This is a genomic window from Nostoc mirabile CHAB5784 (assembly GCF_020829645.1).
GTDB lineage: Bacteria > Cyanobacteriota > Cyanobacteriia > Cyanobacteriales > Nostocaceae > Nostoc > Nostoc mirabile.
The window spans coordinates 126,010-144,757 of record NZ_JAIVFS010000008.1; the positions used below are offsets into that span (position 1 = coordinate 126,010).

Consider the following 18,748-nt stretch of genomic DNA (forward strand, 5'->3'; position numbering starts at 1 on the left):
ATATCAAAAATGGAATACTAGCACACCAACATAGTAAAAGACAATAACAATCAGATAATTTCCCCCATCACCCTCACTATCCCAGTTATACTCTCTACAGTTAACCCTAACCCTTGACCATTTATGCCTGAAAATTGGATGCTTCCCAGGATTTTTCCTATTGGTGGAATTCTGTTTGACTTTTTATTTGTACTGATTGCCATCCCGATTGAAGCGTATGTTTTGCACAATCGACTAAAATTTGACAAAAAAACTAGCATTTTTTATGCTATCTCTATGAATCTGTTTTCTAGTGTAATTGGTTGGTTCATATTTTTTGTAGCAGAACCAATGTTGTCGATACAACTGAAATCAGAATTAATTAACTATATGTTTTTTAATAATTTTAAATCAGCGAATACACAAAGTTTATTAATTTTAACTGCTTGTATAATTTTCTTTGCTACTTTTATAATGAAGTTTTTCATTTTAAGAGTATTACTACTATCATTGAGTGAACCAGTTGCTAAAAAACAAGAGGAGCCTCAAACATCTCAACGGCGGCGATGGCGTAGTTTTAGCACTGCTAAATTACAAAATACCAATTTAGTGATTACTACATTAATAGCGAATTCTCTGAGTTATAGTGCTATAACCATTATTTTAATATTTCGCTCAAAGTAGGAAAAACTTACTTCATTTAAAGGAAGACTAGTGATTAAATAATTCGTAATTCGTAATTCGTAATTCGTAATTAAGTTTTCTAATGGGGATTTAACCCCAACACAAAACAAAATTTTTATTGAACCGGGGGACTTAAACCCACGGAACTAGTTAATTAATCAGGTGGAGGTAAGAATATGAATACGCTACTTAAAGATGTATTTGGGGTTTTTAAATTTGCTGAAGGGCTTTATGCAGGAATTAGAAAGGTATTAGTTCCACCCAAAGCTTATTCTTGGCAAACATTTATTTATTTGAGTGTTTTTTCTTGGATAGTTTCATATTTTGCTATAGGTTATATCAAAGATATAATTGCCTTTTTCGGTTGGTTATTTTTAATTGCTGGCACAGCTTGGTATACAACTGAAGACCCTTTGAGGGTTCCTGGTACTTTTATGCCAGTCGGGGCAGTGATCACTGGATTCTTAGTGAGTGTTTTTGCATTTGGAAATCAACAGGATGTCATTACACCAAGAACAATCGTTTTTTGGCCGACAATTTCAGCGCTAATTACCGCTATACCAGAATTTATTGAAGGAAATGATACCGATGCAAAAGCTCGAATTCCTAAACCAGAAGACCGCCAAAGAATCGTAATTTTAGTTGCTAGTAGTATGCTGCTAAGTTGCTGGATTCAGTTTCACTTTGTGATGAATAATTGGTTCCAAGAATATCCTAGTTTGCAGGCAGATACTTTTAGAAGTAGTACCGTTGTTGTCAGAACAGAAGAACGACTAAAAATTCCCCGAAACGGCGCTATAATTCTAGAGAAACTTCAACCAATAGTAGTAGAAGAAATAGCTGGAAGACCTTGGTCGGAAGTAGAGAAATGGTTGATCCTAAAAAAAGATGTGGAACCACGGGTAGTAACTCTGGGTAGGGAAGTAATTCAAAAGAACTTGGGTAAATATGAAGAAAAGGAACTATGGCGCGTTGAACCGCGTGTAGCTAATGCTAAGTCTGGATATATATTAGATTTATTAAGTATTTGGATGGGCCCGAGTTCTAACCCACGGGGCTATTACTTGAAAAAATCTTGTCGCATTGAACCAGTTGCAGCAACTACCAACTCAGACAATAAGATTACAATTGCAGAAATTGAATGCGATCGCGGCAGTAAATTGATTCCTGGCTCACCGCCTCTGCAACAGTGAAGGTAGGGAATGGGGAGTGGGGACTTGTACTGAGCGTTCGCGTAGCGTCTCGTAGAGAAGCCGAAGTAGTGGGGAGTAGGGGGAGCAGGGGAAGAATTTCTAACTCTTGACTAATGACTAATGACCAATGACTAATAACAAATGACTATCAACAGAATTTTTGTATTGGCAAAGAATGTGTTTCAGGAAGTGGTACGCGATCGCATCCTATATATTATTGGTTTTTATGCGCTAATGCTCGCCACTGCCTTCCGCGTCCTTCCTGAATTTGCAGCTACGACTGAAGACAAAATGTTTTTAGATTTTGGGATGGCGGCGATGAACGCCATCGGGTTAATTGTGACAATATTTATTGGTACGGGACTGGTTAATAAAGAAATTGAAAAACGCACTATTTTGGTATTAATTGCTAAACCTGTCAGCCGCAGCGAAATTATCGTCGGCAAATACTTGGGTTTATCCGCAGTATTAGCTGTGCTTGTCGCCACAATGACAGCAATTTATCTGGTATTTCTGCAATTTGGTAACATTCCTCATCCAACGACGAGCATTCTAATTGCTGCAATTTTCTTATTTTTGCAGTTGTCATTAATCACCTCTGTGGCTATTACCTTTGGTGTTTTCACGGCTTCTTTACTGGCGACTGTTTTAACCTTTGCGGTATATTTAATCGGCAATATTACTCAAGATTTAGTGCAACTTGGTCGTCTGAGCCGCAACCCTGGTATGGAACGTCTAACTCAAGGTTTGTTTCTCATCTTGCCAGATTTATCTCGATTAGATTTGAAAAATAATGCCGTTTATGGTCTGCAAGCACTACCTGACACAACTGCACTGATTACAAATGCTGGCTATGGCTTACTTTATAGTGCCATGTTGTTAGCGATCGCTATTTTTATCTTCTCACAACGTGAATTTTAGTCATTGGGCATTGGGGCAAACAGAAACTTCTTCTCTCCTGACAAATGACAAATGACAAATGACTAATGACTAATAAATCATTATCTGAGGTTGCTCAATTGTGCCATCAGGCATAATAGTATCCCGAAGCTTTGCATAAATCAGATTTGTCTCCCAAAGGTTTGCTTTATTCAAGTTTGCCTTGGTTAAATTTGCCCATGTCAGGTCTGCACCAGTTAAGTTGGCCTCAGTTAAATTAGCTTCAAGTAATTTTGCTCCACATAGCTTTGCTCCTGTGAGATTAGCTCTAACTAAATTAGCTTCAATCAGTGATGCTTCAATTAATTTGGCTTCACTTAAGTCTGCTTCTCTCAAATCCACATCACATAAAGAAGCACCCCAAAGATTACTACCTGTGAATTTTGCCCGCCATAAGAAAGTTCCACACAAATTTGCTCGTGTTAAATCAGCATTAATCAAATTAGCTTCGCACAAAGATGCTTCATACAAATTAGCTTCACGTAAGTTAGCTTGCATCAGATTTGCGCCACTTAAATTAGCACGAGTGAGGATACAGCCACACAAATTTGCATCACGCAAATCCGCTCCTATGAAGTTAACACCACTTAAATCAATTCCTTTCAGGTCGACTCCACGCAAGTCACATCCACTGAAATCTCGGCGCTGATAATATTTATTTGTGATTTGACTTAATATAAATTCCTGTTGAGTAGCATAATTTTTCATGGTATTCACCTCTGGGTGTAATTTATCTCAAAGGTCGAGTGTGATAGTTACCGTATATTGAGAGTACACCGCAAATGGAGATCATCTGAGTAAATAATCAGAAATAAATTCCCAAAAAATAGCTAGGAGCTTGAAAATGCGCTTTTTAACTGGTTTTTAAAACAAAAAATGCTGACATAGGTCAGGAAACATTGATAAGTCAAGTAGAATTAACTAGGTCGGTGAGAATAACTCAAAATTACCATTACTTTTGTCAGCAGTTCGCCTACACTCTTTCCGTCTGCCGATTTTGGTTTTTTTCATCAGGGATTAGCCGTTCCAATGCACGGGCAATCCAGGGCAAAAATGCGATCACTAGGATCACTCCCAGCACGTTAAATATCAATTGGGCATTTGCAATTTGACGAGCAATATCATCCCCTGCACCGAGTAACTGAGAAAACCACTGGGCAAGTGCTGCCAATTGACTGGCAAATAAAATACCTACAGCAGCGCAAACAAGATTAAATAATAAATGAAAAACACCTGTCCGTACCGCTGAGCGATTGCGTCCAAGGGTCGCTACCAATGTGTCAGCACAAGTGCCAACTTCAGCACCCAGCATTAACGCTACACCTGCGGGCAATGAGATTAATCCTTGACTAGCCAAAATAATAATAATCGCAATGGTAGCAGAGGAAGATTGAACTAAGACTGTAAACAGCGCCCCAACTGCGGCACCTAAGAGCGTGTTGTTCCCCAAGGTTTCCATCCATTTGATAAATGGCTTGTAATCCTTAAAAGGTTCCATTGCGGTTTCAATTGTATCAAGTCCGAAAAACAGTAAGCCGATGCCAAGAGTAACTAATCCAATTTGTTTCCAGCGTTCTTTCTTACCCAAAAGAATTAGTAATAAACCAACAAACATTGCTATTGGCGCATACTCACTAATTTTAAAAGCAACTATTTGAGCGCCAATAGTTGTGCCAATATTGGAACCCAAAACCACGCCCAGAGATTCTATAAATGACAGTAAACCAGCACTCACCATTGCAATCACAATAATAATTGTCACTGAGGACGAATCTAATATTGTTGTCGCCACCGCGCCAGTTGCTACTCCAGCATAGCGATTGGTGGTGAATTTGCTAATTAAACTTTTGGCGCGATCGCCTGTGATCGCTTCCAGTCCTTCAGCCATTCGCGTTACACCATACAAAAACAGCACCAATCCCGCCAGCGCACCCGTGATGATTTTGAAAATATCTAATCCCTGTTCTTCTCCTTTAGACTCAGCGCTTTTGCCCTGTTGACTATTTTTCGTTTCTTCCCCAGAATTCTGAGCGTGCTTATTATTTCTCTGTTGTGCTTCTTCTACTCCAGCAGGAGTCTGAGCATTAACACTAATTTCTAAAGGTGGTAACGGGCTATCAAACCAAGGCAAATTCTTTCCTAAAATAGAAGGAGCAACAACAAAAGCTGCAACTATAATACTCCAAATGATCCCGGTCAACACTTTTTTTAAACTTTTACTTAAGAACATAATAGTTTCTGATAACTGTTTTTTCAATTATGAATAGTACTATTGATAATCAATATGTGTGTCAAATGTTGGAAAGCAAAACAGCAGTTTAATATCTTGCACAAAAAGTTTCAAACTGATTTAAACTTGCTCAATCTTAGCGTTAGGATATAAAAGTTGTGATTTATTTATATACAATCAATCTCAGAAATTGCTTCATCACTAGACATTAAAAATGTACTCTGCTTTCAACCTCTATGACTTGCGTCTTAAGAAAGAGATTGATAGGTAGATGCCACTATTTAATTAAAATTTAAACTTAAATTAAACAAAAATTAATACTTAATTCCAAGAGAGCAAATGTTGTAATAAAAATTGCAGTGTTAATCATCCCAAATAAACGTTTTACTGTTTGCAAGGCTAGGAAATTACTGCTTTCTGTATCGCTTGAAACTATAAAGTATGATTTAAGCGATCGCAGTTTTAAAAGCAGGTAACAAGGAGATTACCAGGATAGGGCGATCGCTCCTTAAAAACAGCCTAACTTGTAACTTTTGTAAAGTTTGATGCTGTTCATTGCAGCTCAGGATGGACAGGATAAACAAATTTTAATTATTAATAATTAATTATTATTTTAAAATAATCTTAGTGTTTGCCTAGTGATATTTGATCAAAAATGTCTCCGAACATAGGCTAGGCTGTAAAATCTTTATATGCTTGCTAAATTTTAGAGAATTGGCATCTGCGATTTTTGTCAGCATTGTAGCTTTGGATGATTTACTTTCAGCTTCTAATTAAGAAATATCTTTATGAGTAGCTTAGTCTTATTATTAATTGGGTTAGGGACTTTATTCTTTGCTTTAAGGACTAAAGAGGAAATTCATCGCATTGCGGCTATGGTAGTTGGGACAATTTTCCTGGTTTGGGGATTTGCTCTAGCTCCTTTGTCATTTCAATTGCTATTTGAGATAATCTCAGTTTTAGCGGCTTTCTTTGTTTGTATGCGATGTTTGGGTTGTGGTTTAAACCAAGATTAATTTTAAACTTGATAACGAGACTTCAAAGATTTCTGTCTTAGTATCGTGGTAATGCAGAGGGCTACCTTGCGATCCTGGTGGCAACTCAAAATAGAATTTTACATACTCCCCATTGGTATCATGAGTTGAGCAAAGAATCGTCATGCGATCGCCTGTCACAGGGTTCTCAATCTGTTCTCTATTTGAATCTGTGGTGAAGGTTACGTCAGCTTAGGAATTAGGAATTAGGAATTAGTCAACTCGCTTAACTTCAAATCCCCGCAACCCTTCCGGTTCTTCGTACTCAACCACAACATCTTTAACTACAGCAGCAGGTGGCCCAGAATGACACCAACGAACCATGTCATCTACAACATCTCGCGCCCCTTCAAAGACTGCTTCTACTCGATTATCGGGGAGATTCCGCACCCAACCGGTTAATCCCAACTGGGTAGCTGTATCCACAGTGGAATAGCGATAGCCGACTCCTTGGACTCGGCCAGAAATGAACACATGGGCGCGGATGATCTTTGGCAGTGCTGTGGAATTCTGCATAGACTGGTCTAATCTTTACGATTCCCAGTCTACCTAGTTTGTGTATACACAAGCTGTTTTTAACTCCAACTAGCGAAATTAATCCCGGTCTTCATCATCGTCATCATCACCGCGATGTCTGTACTGGTGGTCATCATCATCGTCATCATCGCCGCGATGTCTGTAGTGGTGGTCATCGTCGTCATCATCATCCCCACGATGTTTGTACTGGCGATCATCGTCATCATCGCCACGATGCTTGTACTGGCGATCGCGATTATCCCATTCTTCATCACGTTTTTTCTGCTTGCCACCGATTATATTTCTGAACATATCCCCTATTTCCATAATTTTCCTCCTGAGTTAGCGAATCTCCTTATTCAGGGTCACTTTAGTAGTTTGTCTAATGCTTGTAGCGGATAAATCTTCCAGCAGGTGTAGATAAAAATAAAATTATCCCTATCTTTGGGAGTGTCGCAGAGTAGTGATAAAGTATTTTTCAATACCTACTAACTGTAGTGAATTTAATTAATCAGTAGTCAGTTTTTCAACTTGGAATTTTGAATTGCTTATGTCTAACCTGCCACCACTCAATACAGAAACAATTTGGGCAATTCTTGACGAAAAACTTGATGATGTCACAGTCAACCAGTTGCTATGGCATTATTTAGGCTATCGCTATGATTCCTCAACTGCACAATGGGACACTAGCCAAGTTGCACCAGAATGGCAAGATGATTACCCCCAACCACCAAATTTTATTGAATCTCGACCCGCAACAGTAAAATTGACTCGTTCCATCCCTGCTGAAAATAAACAAATGCTCAAAGAAACACTGGGTTTCAAAGGTTACAAAATTGGTGAATTTGGGCCTCGGCAAACTCGTAGAGCGACTGCGGCAAATTGGTTGTTAAGTTATCTGCAACAAACCAACGACAAAATTGAGTAATATTATGCGACAGATATTTATAGCAATCTTGAATAATCGCTGAGAAATAATATCCCCGACTTCTCACAAAAGTCGGGGATTTGCGGGTTGCAATTATCGCCAATGAAATAGAATTATTATAGAAAAATATATTTGATTTTTAACTAATATTCGCTATTTAAAAGATCATAAAATTCCATTAATTATTTGCAGTTAGATGCGATAACATTTTAATTTTAGTAGTATATAAACAAAATATGTACTACACTGAACTGGATTTGAGCCAAAAAATAAATACTAAAAACAGTCAAAAATCTCCCAATAATAATTAATATTTATAAGGGTTTTAGAAAATCATCCTTAAGATAGTGGTAGTGATTATATAATTATTTCTCTAGAGCGATTTGCAAATTAAATTGAGTATCAGAGAATATTCCTACCAACCCTTGATACTACAAACACTTCTATGGCAAAGCCAATTGAATTTAATTTATTTGCACCTTACAACAAGGGAGCCGCATTAATTGGTTCTTTTTCTGATTGGCAAGAAATTCCAATGGAAAAAGGTGATGATGGTTATTTTCGCACAAGTGTTGAACTAGAGGACGGCGTTTATAAATATAAATTCCGCGTCCAGTCAAATTCATGGTTTTTTGAACCAGAACAATGGGTTGATGTTACTGACCCCTATGCAAGTGATATAGATGAACTGAGTGGAAAAGATGATGGTGTTATCCGGGTCAAAGATGGCGAAAGGATTACCGATACATACCTTTGGCAACATGATGAGAAACCTTTACCTGCTGACCACGAATTGGTAATTTATGAATTGCATGTCGGTGATTTTTCTGGTGGTGAGGATGATCCTTATGCACGAGGCAAGTACAAACACGTCATTGAAAAGTTAGATTATCTATGCGAACTAGGAATTAACGCTATTGAGTTGATGCCACTTAAAGAATATCCTGGGGATTATAGTTGGGGTTATAACCCCCGCCACTTCTTTGCAACAGAATCTAGTTATGGTTCTACTGCTGAATTGAAAAAATTGATTGATGAGTGTCATGGCAGAGGTATTCGTGTAATTATTGACGGTATTTATAACCACTCAGAAGCATCTGCTCCTTTAACACAAATTGACCACGATTATTGGTATCATCATGAACCTCGTGACCCTGATAATAACTGGGGGCCTGAGTTTAATTATGAACATTATGACGAAAATTTAGATATTTATCCAGCGCGGAAATTTATTGGTGATACAATCCGTTTCTGGATATCAGAATATCATCTTGATGGTATTCGCTATGATGCAGCGCGGCAAATTGCGAACTACGATTTCATGCACTGGATTGTTCAGGAAGCCAAAAAAACTGCTAGCATGAAGCCTTTTTACAACGTTGCCGAACACATTCCTGAAACTACCAGCATTACCAATGTAGACGGGCCAATGGATGGTTGCTGGCATGATAGTTTCTATCACTCCATTCTAGAACATATCTGCGGTGATACATTTGATTTAGAGCGTCTAAAAGATGTCATTGACTGCAAGCGCCAAGGCTTCTTGGGTGCTACCAATGTAGTAAATTACCTGACTAACCATGACCATAACCATGTCATGGTTGAGTTGGGAAACCGTGAGATTTTTGATGAAGAAGCCTTTAGGCGGGTTAAATTAGGAGTAGCCATCCTGATGACTGCTATTGGCGTACCTTTGATTTGGATGGGAGAGGAATTTGGTGAGTACAAACCTAAACAACCTGAATCATCCAAAATCGATTGGACGCTGTTAGGTAATGATCTAAATCGTAGTTTATTTGATTCATACAAAGGCTTAACCAACCTGCGTAAAAGCAATCATGCCCTCTACACAGAAAATATTGATTTTATCCACGAAAATGCAGAGGCAAAAGTATTAGCTTATACTCGTTGGAATGATGAAGGTTCTCGTGTAGTGGTAATTGCAAATTTCTCAGAAAACTTCTTAGCTGGCTATCATGTTCCTAACTTTCCTAGCCCTGGAACATGGCATGAGTGGACAGGTAATTATGATGTCGAATCTGGTGATGATGGTATCATAACTGACTTGGGGCCATACGAAGCTAAAGTGTTTGTATGGCAGTAATTATATACACATACTACTGAGTAAGTAGTCCAATAGTAAATAAAAAAGGGGAAAATATTTCCCTTTTTTCAGTTATTACTTAATTTACATACAGTTTAGTGGGAAATTTGTCAAGTAAAAAATAAGCTATTTTAAAATTTCATGGGTTTGTGTTACACTTTTGATTTGAAGTGCGTATATAAAATTGCCAGAGCATCCCATGCACAACAAATTATTTAATAGTAATATCGACAACGCTAACATTGAGAACGATCGCATTTTATTAACTCCCAATGAAGTTAAATCAAAATTACCTTTAACACAATTAGCCGAGCAAAGAGTTTTAGCATATAGGCAGGAAATAGAACAGATTCTGGATTTTCAGGATCGCCGAAAATTTATAGTAGTTGGCCCATGCTCAATCCACGACCCAAAAGCAGCACTCGAATATTCCCAAAGGTTGAAAAGATTGGCCGAGCGAGTCCAGGATAAGCTACTACTAATTATGCGAGTGTACTTTGAAAAACCAAGAACAACCGTAGGCTGGAAAGGGTTAATTAACGATCCAGATATGGATGATTCTTTTCATGTAGAGAATGGGTTATTAATTGCACGGGATCTATTATTAAAAATTACAGAATTAGGATTACCTGCTGGTACAGAAGCATTAGATCCAATCATACCCCAATACATTAGTGAATTAATTACGTGGTCTGCCATTGGGGCACGCACGACCGAATCACAAACTCACCGCGAAATGGCAAGCGGACTTTCGATGCCTGTGGGTTTTAAAAACGGTACTGACGGCAATATTCAGGTAGCTTTGAATGCCCTACAATCAGCTAGAAACCCGCATAATTTTATCGGAATTAATCAAAACGGACAGGTCAGCGTTTTTCAAACTAAAGGTAATGGCTACGGTCACGTAATTTTAAGGGGTGGTAGTCAACCCAACTTTGATATAGCAAATGTCAAACTGGTAGAAGAGAAATTAAAACAGGCAGATTTACCACCGAGGATTGTTATCGACTGTAGCCACGGCAATACCAATAAAGATTACAAATTACAAGGTGCTGTCTTAGAAAATATTATTCAGCAAATAGTAGATGGTAATACATCAATAGTTGGCATGATGCTAGAATCGCATTTGAATGAAGGTAGTCAACCAATTATTGGTAAAGAAGAATTAAAATATGGGATTTCTGTAACTGATAAATGCATTGGCTGGGAAGAAACCGAAAAAATTATTTTGGCTGCTCACGAAAAACTTAAATAAATAGGATAGTGTAGGTTTTCAGAGGCTTTGAATCTTGCTCCCCAAAGCTAGTAGGGCTTGTGATTACCTATATATGACAATCCCCGCTTCGTTTCTATGCCGCTTCGGAATAGAATTCCAAGACTAATATTATATATTTCGGCGAGCGATCGCTGTTAACTACGACGGCGATCGCATATCAGCTAATTCGCTGTAGTAGTACCTCATTAATAACTGTTTGATAGCCAATGCCTCTTTTTTGGGCTTCTTCTTTCGCCCAAGCTAGGATTTTCGGGTGAAGTCTGAGAGAAATTAATTCATACTTCTCATCTTCATGTTTTGGTGGTCTACCCCGCTTTATCAACTTCATGCCAAACTGTTCAGAAATTGCTTCTTTGAATTTCTCACTTTCTTCTGGTGTGACTCGCCTCGCCCTCTCGAAAGGGAACTCAGATTCCTTCTTCATATCTTTGGCGCTCTATTTTTGTTGCTTTTCTCGCACTTATTATCCTGATCTGTTCGCCGCCCATTGTAAAGACAACCACGATCATTGAGCCATTTTCTGCTTCTCCAATTGCCCATTCTCTTTATTCTTGCTCGGAATGCTTGGAGTCTTCCCTAAACAGGAGATAGGCATCGGCAAAAACTGTTACGGCTTCCTCAAATGTAATACCATGCTTAAGAAAATTAGACTCAGCTTTGTTGTCGTCCCACTCAAAGCGCATTTATAGTATATAGCAAAAATCTGTCCTTCAATTATTTTATACTGGCTGATTGCCCAACGGAATTCTGACCGGAGAAGACAGGAAACGTCTCCGGCTTTGCTCCTGAATTCTGTTTAGAGAAAATCATCTTTCAGACTTTTGATAGAGTGTCATATCCGTAGAAAGATAGAAATAATACTTCAACCAATCAGATAACATCAATATTAACCCTGATAATTGCTGGGTTATTAAAATTTATTTTTAGTGGTATTACACAACAAATATTGCGGTAAATATTACCCCGAATTCTCCTGCGGGGTTTTTTTTTGAATGAGCAATGTTTACGACGAGCTTATTTACGAGATGCTGCACGAAGCTAGCTTCTGGGTGGGGGTACGCTAAAGCCAAGCAAATCTACTAAGCCTGTAATGCCTTAAACCACTTATTCAAAACTGTGCTGATGGTTTTCTTAATCTCATGCTTACGATTCCACTTCTGGAATGCCATTTCATACTCTTCGCCTTTGATTTGAAAGGTATTCCAGACATCCAGCCCTACAGGCAATCCGCAGAACAGCAAAATGTACAGCGACCAAGAAATTCCGCCACCAGTGATTAAATTTAGCAGTATAAAAAAACCATTAAAAATTGCATAATTCCCTAGACGCTTCTGAAATCTTCTGATGCGGTAAGCGTCAAAAGCCTTTCGCTGTTGAACTTGCCCCTGTTGTACTAGCCAATCGCGTTCTGCTAACTTTAAAGACTCAGGTGAAATTTCTAACTCAGCAGCAATTTCTAATATCTGCTCATAAGAAAATTCTGTATCTTTGTCGTCAGCTTGACGAGCGATCGCTAATTGCAGAATTTGTTGGACATCATCTTGGCTATAAGAGCGGAGGCTCTTGGGTTCAAATGTCGTCATAATTCTTTCTCTTATATTACTTTTAATAGAAATTTGCTACCCGATAGATTTTAAGCAGCTACGCCACTACTATTTCCATTATTCCTACATTAGCAAATCTATTAGTCATTGGTCATTAGTCATTAGTCATTAGTCAAGAGTTACTCTCCCCTGCCTCCCCGCTTCCCACCAATGTGAAGACTCTCCAAACATCCAGATATTATAAGATGCAGCAGAGGATAATAACGAAGTAATAAGTAGTAACTAAGCGGTAAGAAGGATGTAACTCAATGGTTGACGAAAACGGATCGATTCGTACCCTATCGGTAGATATTGGCGGTAGTGGCGTTAAAGCTATGGTTTTGGATATTACGGGGAATCCTGTAACGGAAAGGGCGCGTTTAGATACGCCCCAACCTGCAACACCAGAGGTTGTAATTAATGCAATCGTTGTGTTAGCAGCCGCTCAAGGTGAATTTCATCGCGTTTCGGTCGGTTTTCCCGGTGTGGTGCGGTATGGAGTCACTGAAACTGCGGTAAACTTACATCCAGATTGGATTGGATTTGATTTGCAAACAGCATTATTAAAACACTTAAACAAGCCTGTACGGGTGATTAATGATGCAGACATGCAGGGGTTTGGTGCGATCGCAGGTAAAGGTGTCGAACTGGTGATTACTTTGGGTACGGGGTTTGGTTCGGCTTTATTTGTAGATGGTAAGCTGGTGCCAAATATGGAAATGGGGCATCATCCATTTCGCAAAGGAGAGACTTTTGAGCAGCAGTTGGGGCGTGCAGAGTTAGAAAAAATTGGTGAGAAAAGATGGAACAGGCGTTTAGAAAAAGCGATCGCATCCTTGCAACATCTGTTCAATTATGATTACCTTTACATTGGCGGCGGTGAAGCTGTGAGAGTGAATTTCCAGCTACCGTTAAATGTCAAACTCATTCCCAATATCACTGGTTTATTAGGCGGTATTGCTTTGTGGCGAGATGATAAAAGGTAAAAACTTTTTCAATATCCACAACTGAGCATACTATTAGGTGTCGCGCTTTTTATTAAGGTGCTTCTTTCTAAATATTTAAAAATGATATGAAATTTAACACAGGTTAGGTAAGAGAATTGCACAGACAGGATGTTCAGTCCTACTGTGTAATTTTGTCATGCAGTAATCTAAATTATAGTTAAAATTTAAGACTGTGCAACAACGTTGTACGCTTTTATTTTATTCAGGTCAAATTATGCGTTTTCCAAGAATACGACAAAGAAGTAAAATAAATTACGATGACTGAAATTGGCCTGATGATGACGGACGTGTTAACAATAAGACAAGCATCTGGGGCCAATTTGCCACAGCAGCAATTAGTTCAGATGGAGAATGACGTAAACCAGTCAAAACAGAGTCAGTTAGAGATAACTGCTCAAGTTACACCACCTGAATTCATGCAGACAGATGGGATTTATCAGGGTTCTTCCTGGGCGATCGCACCAGAGAAAAAACATATACTTAAGAAAATCAGCAAAAAGAATCCGGGACTAGCTTCTTTTAACTTAGGTGAGTCTAATAAGTATTCTCAGTCTGGAGATCAAGTCCGTGTAAAGGCTACAGGGCAGTTCCAAAAGTTTAGTAGCCAACCTATGCCGACTCTTTCTTTCGGTAGCTCTGGTGTTGCTGTCAGAGCCTTACAACGGCTGTTAGTGGCTAACGGTTATGCCGTTAGAGTGGATGGGATTTATGGCGCACTGACAGAGACTGCTGTTAAAGCCTTTCAAAATCAGCAGAACTTAGCAACGGATGGAGTAGTTGGTCAACAAACTTGGCGGGCGTTAACAATTTAGTCATTTGCCCATTGTCCTTAGTCATTTGTCTTTAGTCTTTAGCTAATGACAAATGACAAATGACAAACTAACGGTATTTATGCTGTTCTAATAGCTGTTGCGCTCTTGGCTTGTAAATTAAATAGAACAAAGCCTCAAGATAACGCAATAAATCTTCCCGATTCTCCTTCGAGGTAAAGTTCCAGAAGCCATAAATCCGTGCTAATGATAACAGCTTGGTAGTGTGAATTTTCCAAGTATAGGTGCTATAAACTCGGTCAACTCCTCGCTCGGAAATTTCATTCCAATAGTTAGGATTTTGTTCGCATTTAGTGATAAAATCCACAATTTTTGTGGCTGTCTCGTCTAAATTTGTTGGGTTAATCAAAAAGCCATTAACTTTATCTTGAATGATCTCCAGTGGGCCACCAAACTGTGTGGCAAAAGTCGGTAATCCTGAAACCATCGACTCTAAAATTGTCAAACCAAAAGCTTCAAATAAAGCTGGTTGTACAAAAATTCCCTGATGATCGGCAATCACTCGGTAAATTTCACCAGAATCGGTTTTAGACAAGCGTACACCCAGCCAACGAATCTTACCGTGGAGATTGTACTGGTCAATTATTTGGTAGAGTTTGATAATTTCGTCACGTTCTTCATTGTCGCCTGATTCTTCGACGCGCAATTTACCCGCCACCAAAATTAAATTGCAATGCTCTTGTAATTGTTTACTTTGACCATAACATTCAGCTAAACCTGTGAGGTTTTTGATGTGGTCAAGACGCGCCATTGAGAAGAGAGGGCGCTTGTTAGGATCGTCGAGTTTGCCAAAGATTTGCGCGGGGTCTTCCAGAGTAAAGAGTGTTTCTGCAAGACGTTGGCGATCGCTCTCTACTCGGTCTTTAGTCCGGGTGTAAGGGAAGTAATTATTTTCGTTTACTCCAGGCGGTACGACATTAAATTTGGGACTAAATAATTCAATGCCATTGGTCACATGATACAACTCCGGCATGGTGAAGCACTTATAAGACTCGTACTGTCCCACACTATCCGGTGTTCCGACAATTTCTTGGTAGGTGCTGCTGACAACAAAATTGGCAGCATTCATTGCAATCAAGTCAGCAGTGAATTGCAATGAAAAATGATATTTGTCCTCTAATTCTTGCCAGTAGAGGTTACTGAATAAGTATTTAGATTTTTCCAAAGCATGGGCAACATTGCATTGGGTAACTTTTAGCCGTCGCGCCAGCAAGAATGCCACTAAATTCCCATCAGTATAGTTTCCAACTATTAAGTCAGGTGTGCCGTGAAATTCTGCCCGTAGTTCTCTTTCTGAATCAATGGCGAAAGTTTCTAGATAAGGCCAAAACTCAAACCGGGAAATCCAGTTTTGAGTCATGTTAGGATTAAATTCCCGTAAAGGCACTCGCAAAATCCAGGCATTTTCGGTATCGTGGACTTTTTCTAGCCGTTGATTACAAAGGGTGCCATCATTATTGGGAATCAAGCGGGTGAGAATAATTACCTTTGGCTCGACATTCAATTTCTCTAAACCCGCAAGCAGGACATCTTCTTGTAGCTGCTTCTCTAGACTCTTTGCCTGGTCAAGGACGTAAACTACCTGACCGCCAGTATCGGGACGCCCCAACACTCCCTCTTGTCCAAACCAACCGTGAGCTGACACCAAGACGATTTTAAAAATCATCGGAACCCGTGAAATGAAGGCTTCTAAGGTCTGGGGATCGGCAGAATCAATCAATTCATCGAGAATATTTAAAGTTTCCCGGACTCGCCCTGCGGTGTTACCCCAACCTGGTTCAAAACCCATTGACTGCAATTGGAATCGGAATTGTTCGTAGGGTTCCTCTTCGGGGCGATTATTAACAAAACTGATAGCTTTCTTAACTTGCTCGGAAAGTTGCTGCTGTGATTGAATGCGATCGTTAAGCAGCAGTTGCACACCGTTGTAGTGGTGCAGGCGCAAGAAATTCAATAAGCTTTCCAGCAATTGTTTGGAATCTTGAAATATTTTGCTGGATAGATAGCGGTTGAGAAATTGTACTCCCTTACCAATATTTTTGGGGTCGCGGATGACTGGGGTGTAGTCATAAAACGGGCCGAAGTCCAATTCTAGCAGGTCGCCCTCGTTGGGATGATATTTATTCACCAAGCGATCGCGCAAATCCAACAAATCCTGCACCGTCATCGGCTCAATGCTCAAGTCTGATGTCAACCAATAAACTTCTTGGCTGGCAATCTTAGAACGGATGATGAAACAGAAGTTTGATTCCTCCTGAATAATTTCTTGAGTATAGTAAATCAGTTTACCTAACTCAGAGGAAGTGGAAAATTCCTCTGATTTCTGGGACTTTGAGCAATACTCACTATATACATTCAGTATGTCGTTCCGCAGCAAATACTTCTTTTCTTGTTGGCGTAATTCACTAAGAAAGGAACGCAAATCACTTTTTTCTTCACTATCTAAGACTGCTTGAAGCAATTCAGACATGGCAACTCCAGTAGATGACGATGTTTGCATTGTTGACTTTTAAGGCGAGACAAATAAGCCTCCACCTTTTGTGATACCAGATATAAACACGAAATAACACAGATAAATATAATTTATCTGTGTACCTACAAATATCAACTTTTCAGCAGGCACTTAAACCGTGTTCTTCTTTACTTAAAGTATCTATGACTCAGTATTTTTTGCTCTAACTAAAGGAATACAATTTTATTTCTTTTGATAGAGGTTAGTAAATAACTGCATAATTATACTGAGGGTACAACATCTCACGCCCTCAACTAAACAATATTAGGAGTTACGCACTGTACAAATGCATCGTGATGTGCATTACCTAAAATAGGTTGTTTTAGGCTTTTCTTAATTATTCTGCGATCGTAAATAGACCATGCTGTAGGGGCTAAGCAATGCTTAGCCCTTACGAAAGATATGGTTTTTAACCTTGATCCATATTTAATATTTCTTGTCAATGCGTAAGTCCTAAATATATATAATTTTAACCAAAACTCGGAATTTAAAAAATATAATTACTTTTGATTACAGACGCTTAACCGTTAGATAGGACTTTGTACCGTGGGGCACACGTGAACGCAAATCATCTTTAGAGCAATACGCTTGGCTTTGTGAAAAATTGTAGGTTGGGTTAAGCCAAGTGTATTGCTATATAAGCAATAGATACCTCGAAGTCGTGTTGAAGTACTTCAACATCGTGTTGAGGTACTTAAAAGTCGTGTTGAGGTACTTCAACATCGTGTTGAGGTACTTAAAAGTCGTGTTGAGGTACTTCAACATCGTGTTGAGGTACTTAAAAGTCGTGTTGAGGTACTTAAAAGTCGTGTTGAGGTACTTAAAAGTCGTGTTGAGGTACTTCAACATCGTGTTGAGGTACTTCAACATCGTGTTGAGGTACTTAAAAGTCGTGTTGAGGTACTTCAACATCGTGTTGAGGTACTTAAAAGTCGTGTTGAGGTACTTCAAAGTCGTGTTGGAGTACTTCAAACTTTTTCGCACCGCGATCAAGTACACAGGTGCGACGCCGATAAAACAGTCGCTACATAGTTTAAGGTTTTTAGCGTTAACTGAACTGTATTGAGTCCTAACCTACTTCTGCAAAGAAGCAGGCTACGCGCAGCGTTTTGTAAAGAAGTGGACATCGCACACTTAACTTTTATTTAGCAAGTAGATTTATTTATATACATAAAGTTAATCATAAGCTAATCTAATGATTAATAGTGAGTTTGCGACCCTTCCAAGTCCATGAACTCGTAGATGGCAGATCCTTGCTAAAGTAATGGTTACGAATGTTCAGAACCACAACCCATCTTTTATAGGAACTTATGGATCACTATTAAATTATGTAGGGCGAACGATGGGAATTGAACCCACGAATGGTGGTACCACAAACCACTGCCTTAACCACTTGGCTACGCTCGCCATTCAACAATTTCGATTATAGCAATAATTTGGCAAGCGATCAAGAGTTTTTCTTCAAGGAACGGACTGATTTGATTTAGAGTCTCTGGAATCTAACAATTATAATGAATTTTACTTGGCAAACATGAAACCTTTAACGATCATTGCATATACTGGAGCAGCAGCAGGACTCGCCGCCTTGGGTGTGGCAATGGCAAAGACCAATCCCAGTCAGGTTGAGTATGAAGAATATGCGGTGCAACGGCTGACAGAATACTTAAAAACAGATGTGTGCAAAAAAACTACCAATCTTATAGAAAATTTAATCCGTTTTAATTGTGATAAGTTGGTTGACTCGGCTAACCCGCAAATCCAAGAAATTCTTGCCAGGACTACAGAAAGACAAAATTATATTATTTTTAGCATTTACCGTACAGATTTAAAAATCAACTCTTGGATACCTTCTTACAAATTTGAAACTGTGGGAGCTTTTGATCAATTTTATACTTACACTGCCGAAAAACAATAAGGCAGACGGCTGATTTCC

The 18,748-nt window shown here is 39.0% G+C and carries 18 protein-coding genes, 1 tRNA gene and 1 pseudogene; 11 read left to right on the plus strand and 9 right to left on the minus strand.

Features of this window, described 5'->3' with window-relative positions:
- Window positions 1–123: 123 nt before the first annotated feature.
- The 3 genes from fraC to LC653_RS08405 all read left to right on the plus strand — a co-directional run bounded on the left by fraC (window position 124) and on the right by LC653_RS08405 (window position 2,777).
- A complete protein-coding gene (gene fraC / locus LC653_RS08395; RefSeq protein WP_229494055.1) occupies window positions 124–663 on the plus strand; it encodes a filament integrity protein FraC in 540 nt (179 codons plus the stop codon).
- A 176-nt stretch (window positions 664–839) separates the two neighbouring features.
- Entirely contained in the window at window positions 840–1,856 is a 1,017-nt protein-coding gene (gene fraD, locus LC653_RS08400; protein WP_229494056.1) for a septal junction protein FraD, read from the plus strand.
- Window positions 1,857–1,997: 141 nt separating this feature from the next.
- Window positions 1,998–2,777 (plus strand): ABC transporter permease, encoded by a 780-nt coding sequence (locus tag LC653_RS08405; RefSeq protein WP_229494057.1) that lies wholly within the window; start codon window positions 1,998–2,000, stop codon window positions 2,775–2,777.
- 69 nt (window positions 2,778–2,846) lie between these two features.
- Here the strand turns inward: LC653_RS08405 and LC653_RS08410 are convergent, their stop codons facing one another.
- Entirely contained in the window at window positions 2,847–3,503 is a 657-nt protein-coding gene (locus LC653_RS08410) for a pentapeptide repeat-containing protein (protein WP_229494058.1), read from the minus strand.
- A gap of 265 nt (window positions 3,504–3,768) precedes the next feature.
- On the minus strand, window positions 3,769–5,025 hold the full coding sequence (locus LC653_RS08415) for a Na/Pi cotransporter family protein (RefSeq protein WP_229494059.1): 1,257 nt from the start codon (window positions 5,023–5,025) through the stop codon (window positions 3,769–3,771).
- Window positions 5,026–5,813: 788 nt separating this feature from the next.
- Here LC653_RS08415 and LC653_RS08420 point away from each other — a divergent pair.
- Complete coding sequence (locus LC653_RS08420) at window positions 5,814–6,041, plus strand: hypothetical protein (protein ID WP_229494060.1); 228 nt, start codon at window positions 5,814–5,816, stop codon at window positions 6,039–6,041.
- Between the two features lie 231 nt (window positions 6,042–6,272).
- On the opposite strand, the gene LC653_RS08425 is transcribed toward LC653_RS08420, so the two are convergent.
- Window positions 6,273–6,575: an acylphosphatase gene (locus LC653_RS08425; protein WP_229494061.1), complete on the minus strand. Its 303-nt coding sequence runs from the start codon at window positions 6,573–6,575 to the stop codon at window positions 6,273–6,275.
- A 78-nt stretch (window positions 6,576–6,653) separates the two neighbouring features.
- Window positions 6,654–6,887 carry a polyribonucleotide nucleotidyltransferase gene (locus LC653_RS08430; RefSeq protein WP_229494062.1) on the minus strand — a complete coding sequence of 78 codons (234 nt, stop codon included), beginning with the start codon at window positions 6,885–6,887 and terminating at the stop codon, window positions 6,654–6,656.
- 238 nt (window positions 6,888–7,125) lie between these two features.
- Here LC653_RS08430 and LC653_RS08435 point away from each other — a divergent pair, with 238 nt between their 5' ends.
- The 3 genes from LC653_RS08435 to LC653_RS08445 all read left to right on the plus strand — a co-directional run bounded on the left by LC653_RS08435 (window position 7,126) and on the right by LC653_RS08445 (window position 10,862).
- Window positions 7,126–7,503, plus strand: a complete 378-nt coding sequence (locus LC653_RS08435; protein WP_229485484.1) for a DUF1823 family protein — start codon at window positions 7,126–7,128, stop codon at window positions 7,501–7,503.
- Between the two features lie 445 nt (window positions 7,504–7,948).
- On the plus strand, window positions 7,949–9,607 hold the full coding sequence (locus LC653_RS08440; protein WP_229494063.1) for an alpha-amylase family glycosyl hydrolase: 1,659 nt from the start codon (window positions 7,949–7,951) through the stop codon (window positions 9,605–9,607).
- 199 nt (window positions 9,608–9,806) lie between these two features.
- Window positions 9,807–10,862 carry a 3-deoxy-7-phosphoheptulonate synthase gene (locus LC653_RS08445; RefSeq protein WP_229494064.1) on the plus strand — a complete coding sequence of 352 codons (1,056 nt, stop codon included), beginning with the start codon at window positions 9,807–9,809 and terminating at the stop codon, window positions 10,860–10,862.
- Between the two features lie 178 nt (window positions 10,863–11,040).
- Here the strand turns inward: LC653_RS08445 and LC653_RS08450 are convergent, their stop codons facing one another.
- From LC653_RS08450 to LC653_RS08460, 3 genes and pseudogenes are all read right to left on the minus strand, one after another.
- Window positions 11,041–11,307: a BrnA antitoxin family protein gene (locus LC653_RS08450; RefSeq protein ID WP_229485487.1), complete on the minus strand. Its 267-nt coding sequence runs from the start codon at window positions 11,305–11,307 to the stop codon at window positions 11,041–11,043.
- Window positions 11,291–11,566 (minus strand): annotated as a pseudogene (locus LC653_RS08455) (BrnT family toxin). The gene LC653_RS08450 and the pseudogene LC653_RS08455 overlap by 17 nt, the downstream one beginning before the upstream one ends.
- 396 nt (window positions 11,567–11,962) lie before the next feature.
- Entirely contained in the window at window positions 11,963–12,466 is a 504-nt protein-coding gene (locus LC653_RS08460; RefSeq protein WP_229494065.1) for a 2TM domain-containing protein, read from the minus strand.
- A 269-nt stretch (window positions 12,467–12,735) separates the two neighbouring features.
- Between LC653_RS08460 and LC653_RS08465 the strand changes: the two genes are divergently transcribed.
- Entirely contained in the window at window positions 12,736–13,452 is a 717-nt protein-coding gene (locus LC653_RS08465; RefSeq protein ID WP_229494066.1) for an ROK family protein, read from the plus strand.
- A 278-nt stretch (window positions 13,453–13,730) separates the two neighbouring features.
- A complete protein-coding gene (locus tag LC653_RS08470; RefSeq protein ID WP_229494067.1) occupies window positions 13,731–14,285 on the plus strand; it encodes a peptidoglycan-binding domain-containing protein in 555 nt (184 codons plus the stop codon).
- Between the two features lie 67 nt (window positions 14,286–14,352).
- Here LC653_RS08470 and LC653_RS08475 read toward each other — a convergent pair whose 3' ends face one another.
- The gene (locus LC653_RS08475; protein WP_229494084.1) at window positions 14,353–16,773 is read right to left on the minus strand and encodes a sucrose synthase; all 2,421 of its coding nucleotides are present in this window, start codon (window positions 16,771–16,773) and stop codon (window positions 14,353–14,355) included.
- Window positions 16,774–17,440: 667 nt separating this feature from the next.
- Here LC653_RS08475 and LC653_RS08480 point away from each other — a divergent pair.
- Window positions 17,441–17,881: a hypothetical protein gene (locus LC653_RS08480; RefSeq protein WP_229494068.1), complete on the plus strand. Its 441-nt coding sequence runs from the start codon at window positions 17,441–17,443 to the stop codon at window positions 17,879–17,881.
- Window positions 17,882–18,149: 268 nt separating this feature from the next.
- Here the strand turns inward: LC653_RS08480 and LC653_RS08485 are convergent.
- Window positions 18,150–18,222 (minus strand) — tRNA-His (locus tag LC653_RS08485).
- A gap of 124 nt (window positions 18,223–18,346) precedes the next feature.
- Here LC653_RS08485 and LC653_RS08490 point away from each other — a divergent pair.
- On the plus strand, window positions 18,347–18,730 hold the full coding sequence (locus LC653_RS08490) for a DUF4359 domain-containing protein (RefSeq protein WP_229485496.1): 384 nt from the start codon (window positions 18,347–18,349) through the stop codon (window positions 18,728–18,730).
- Window positions 18,731–18,748 lie beyond the last annotated feature (18 nt).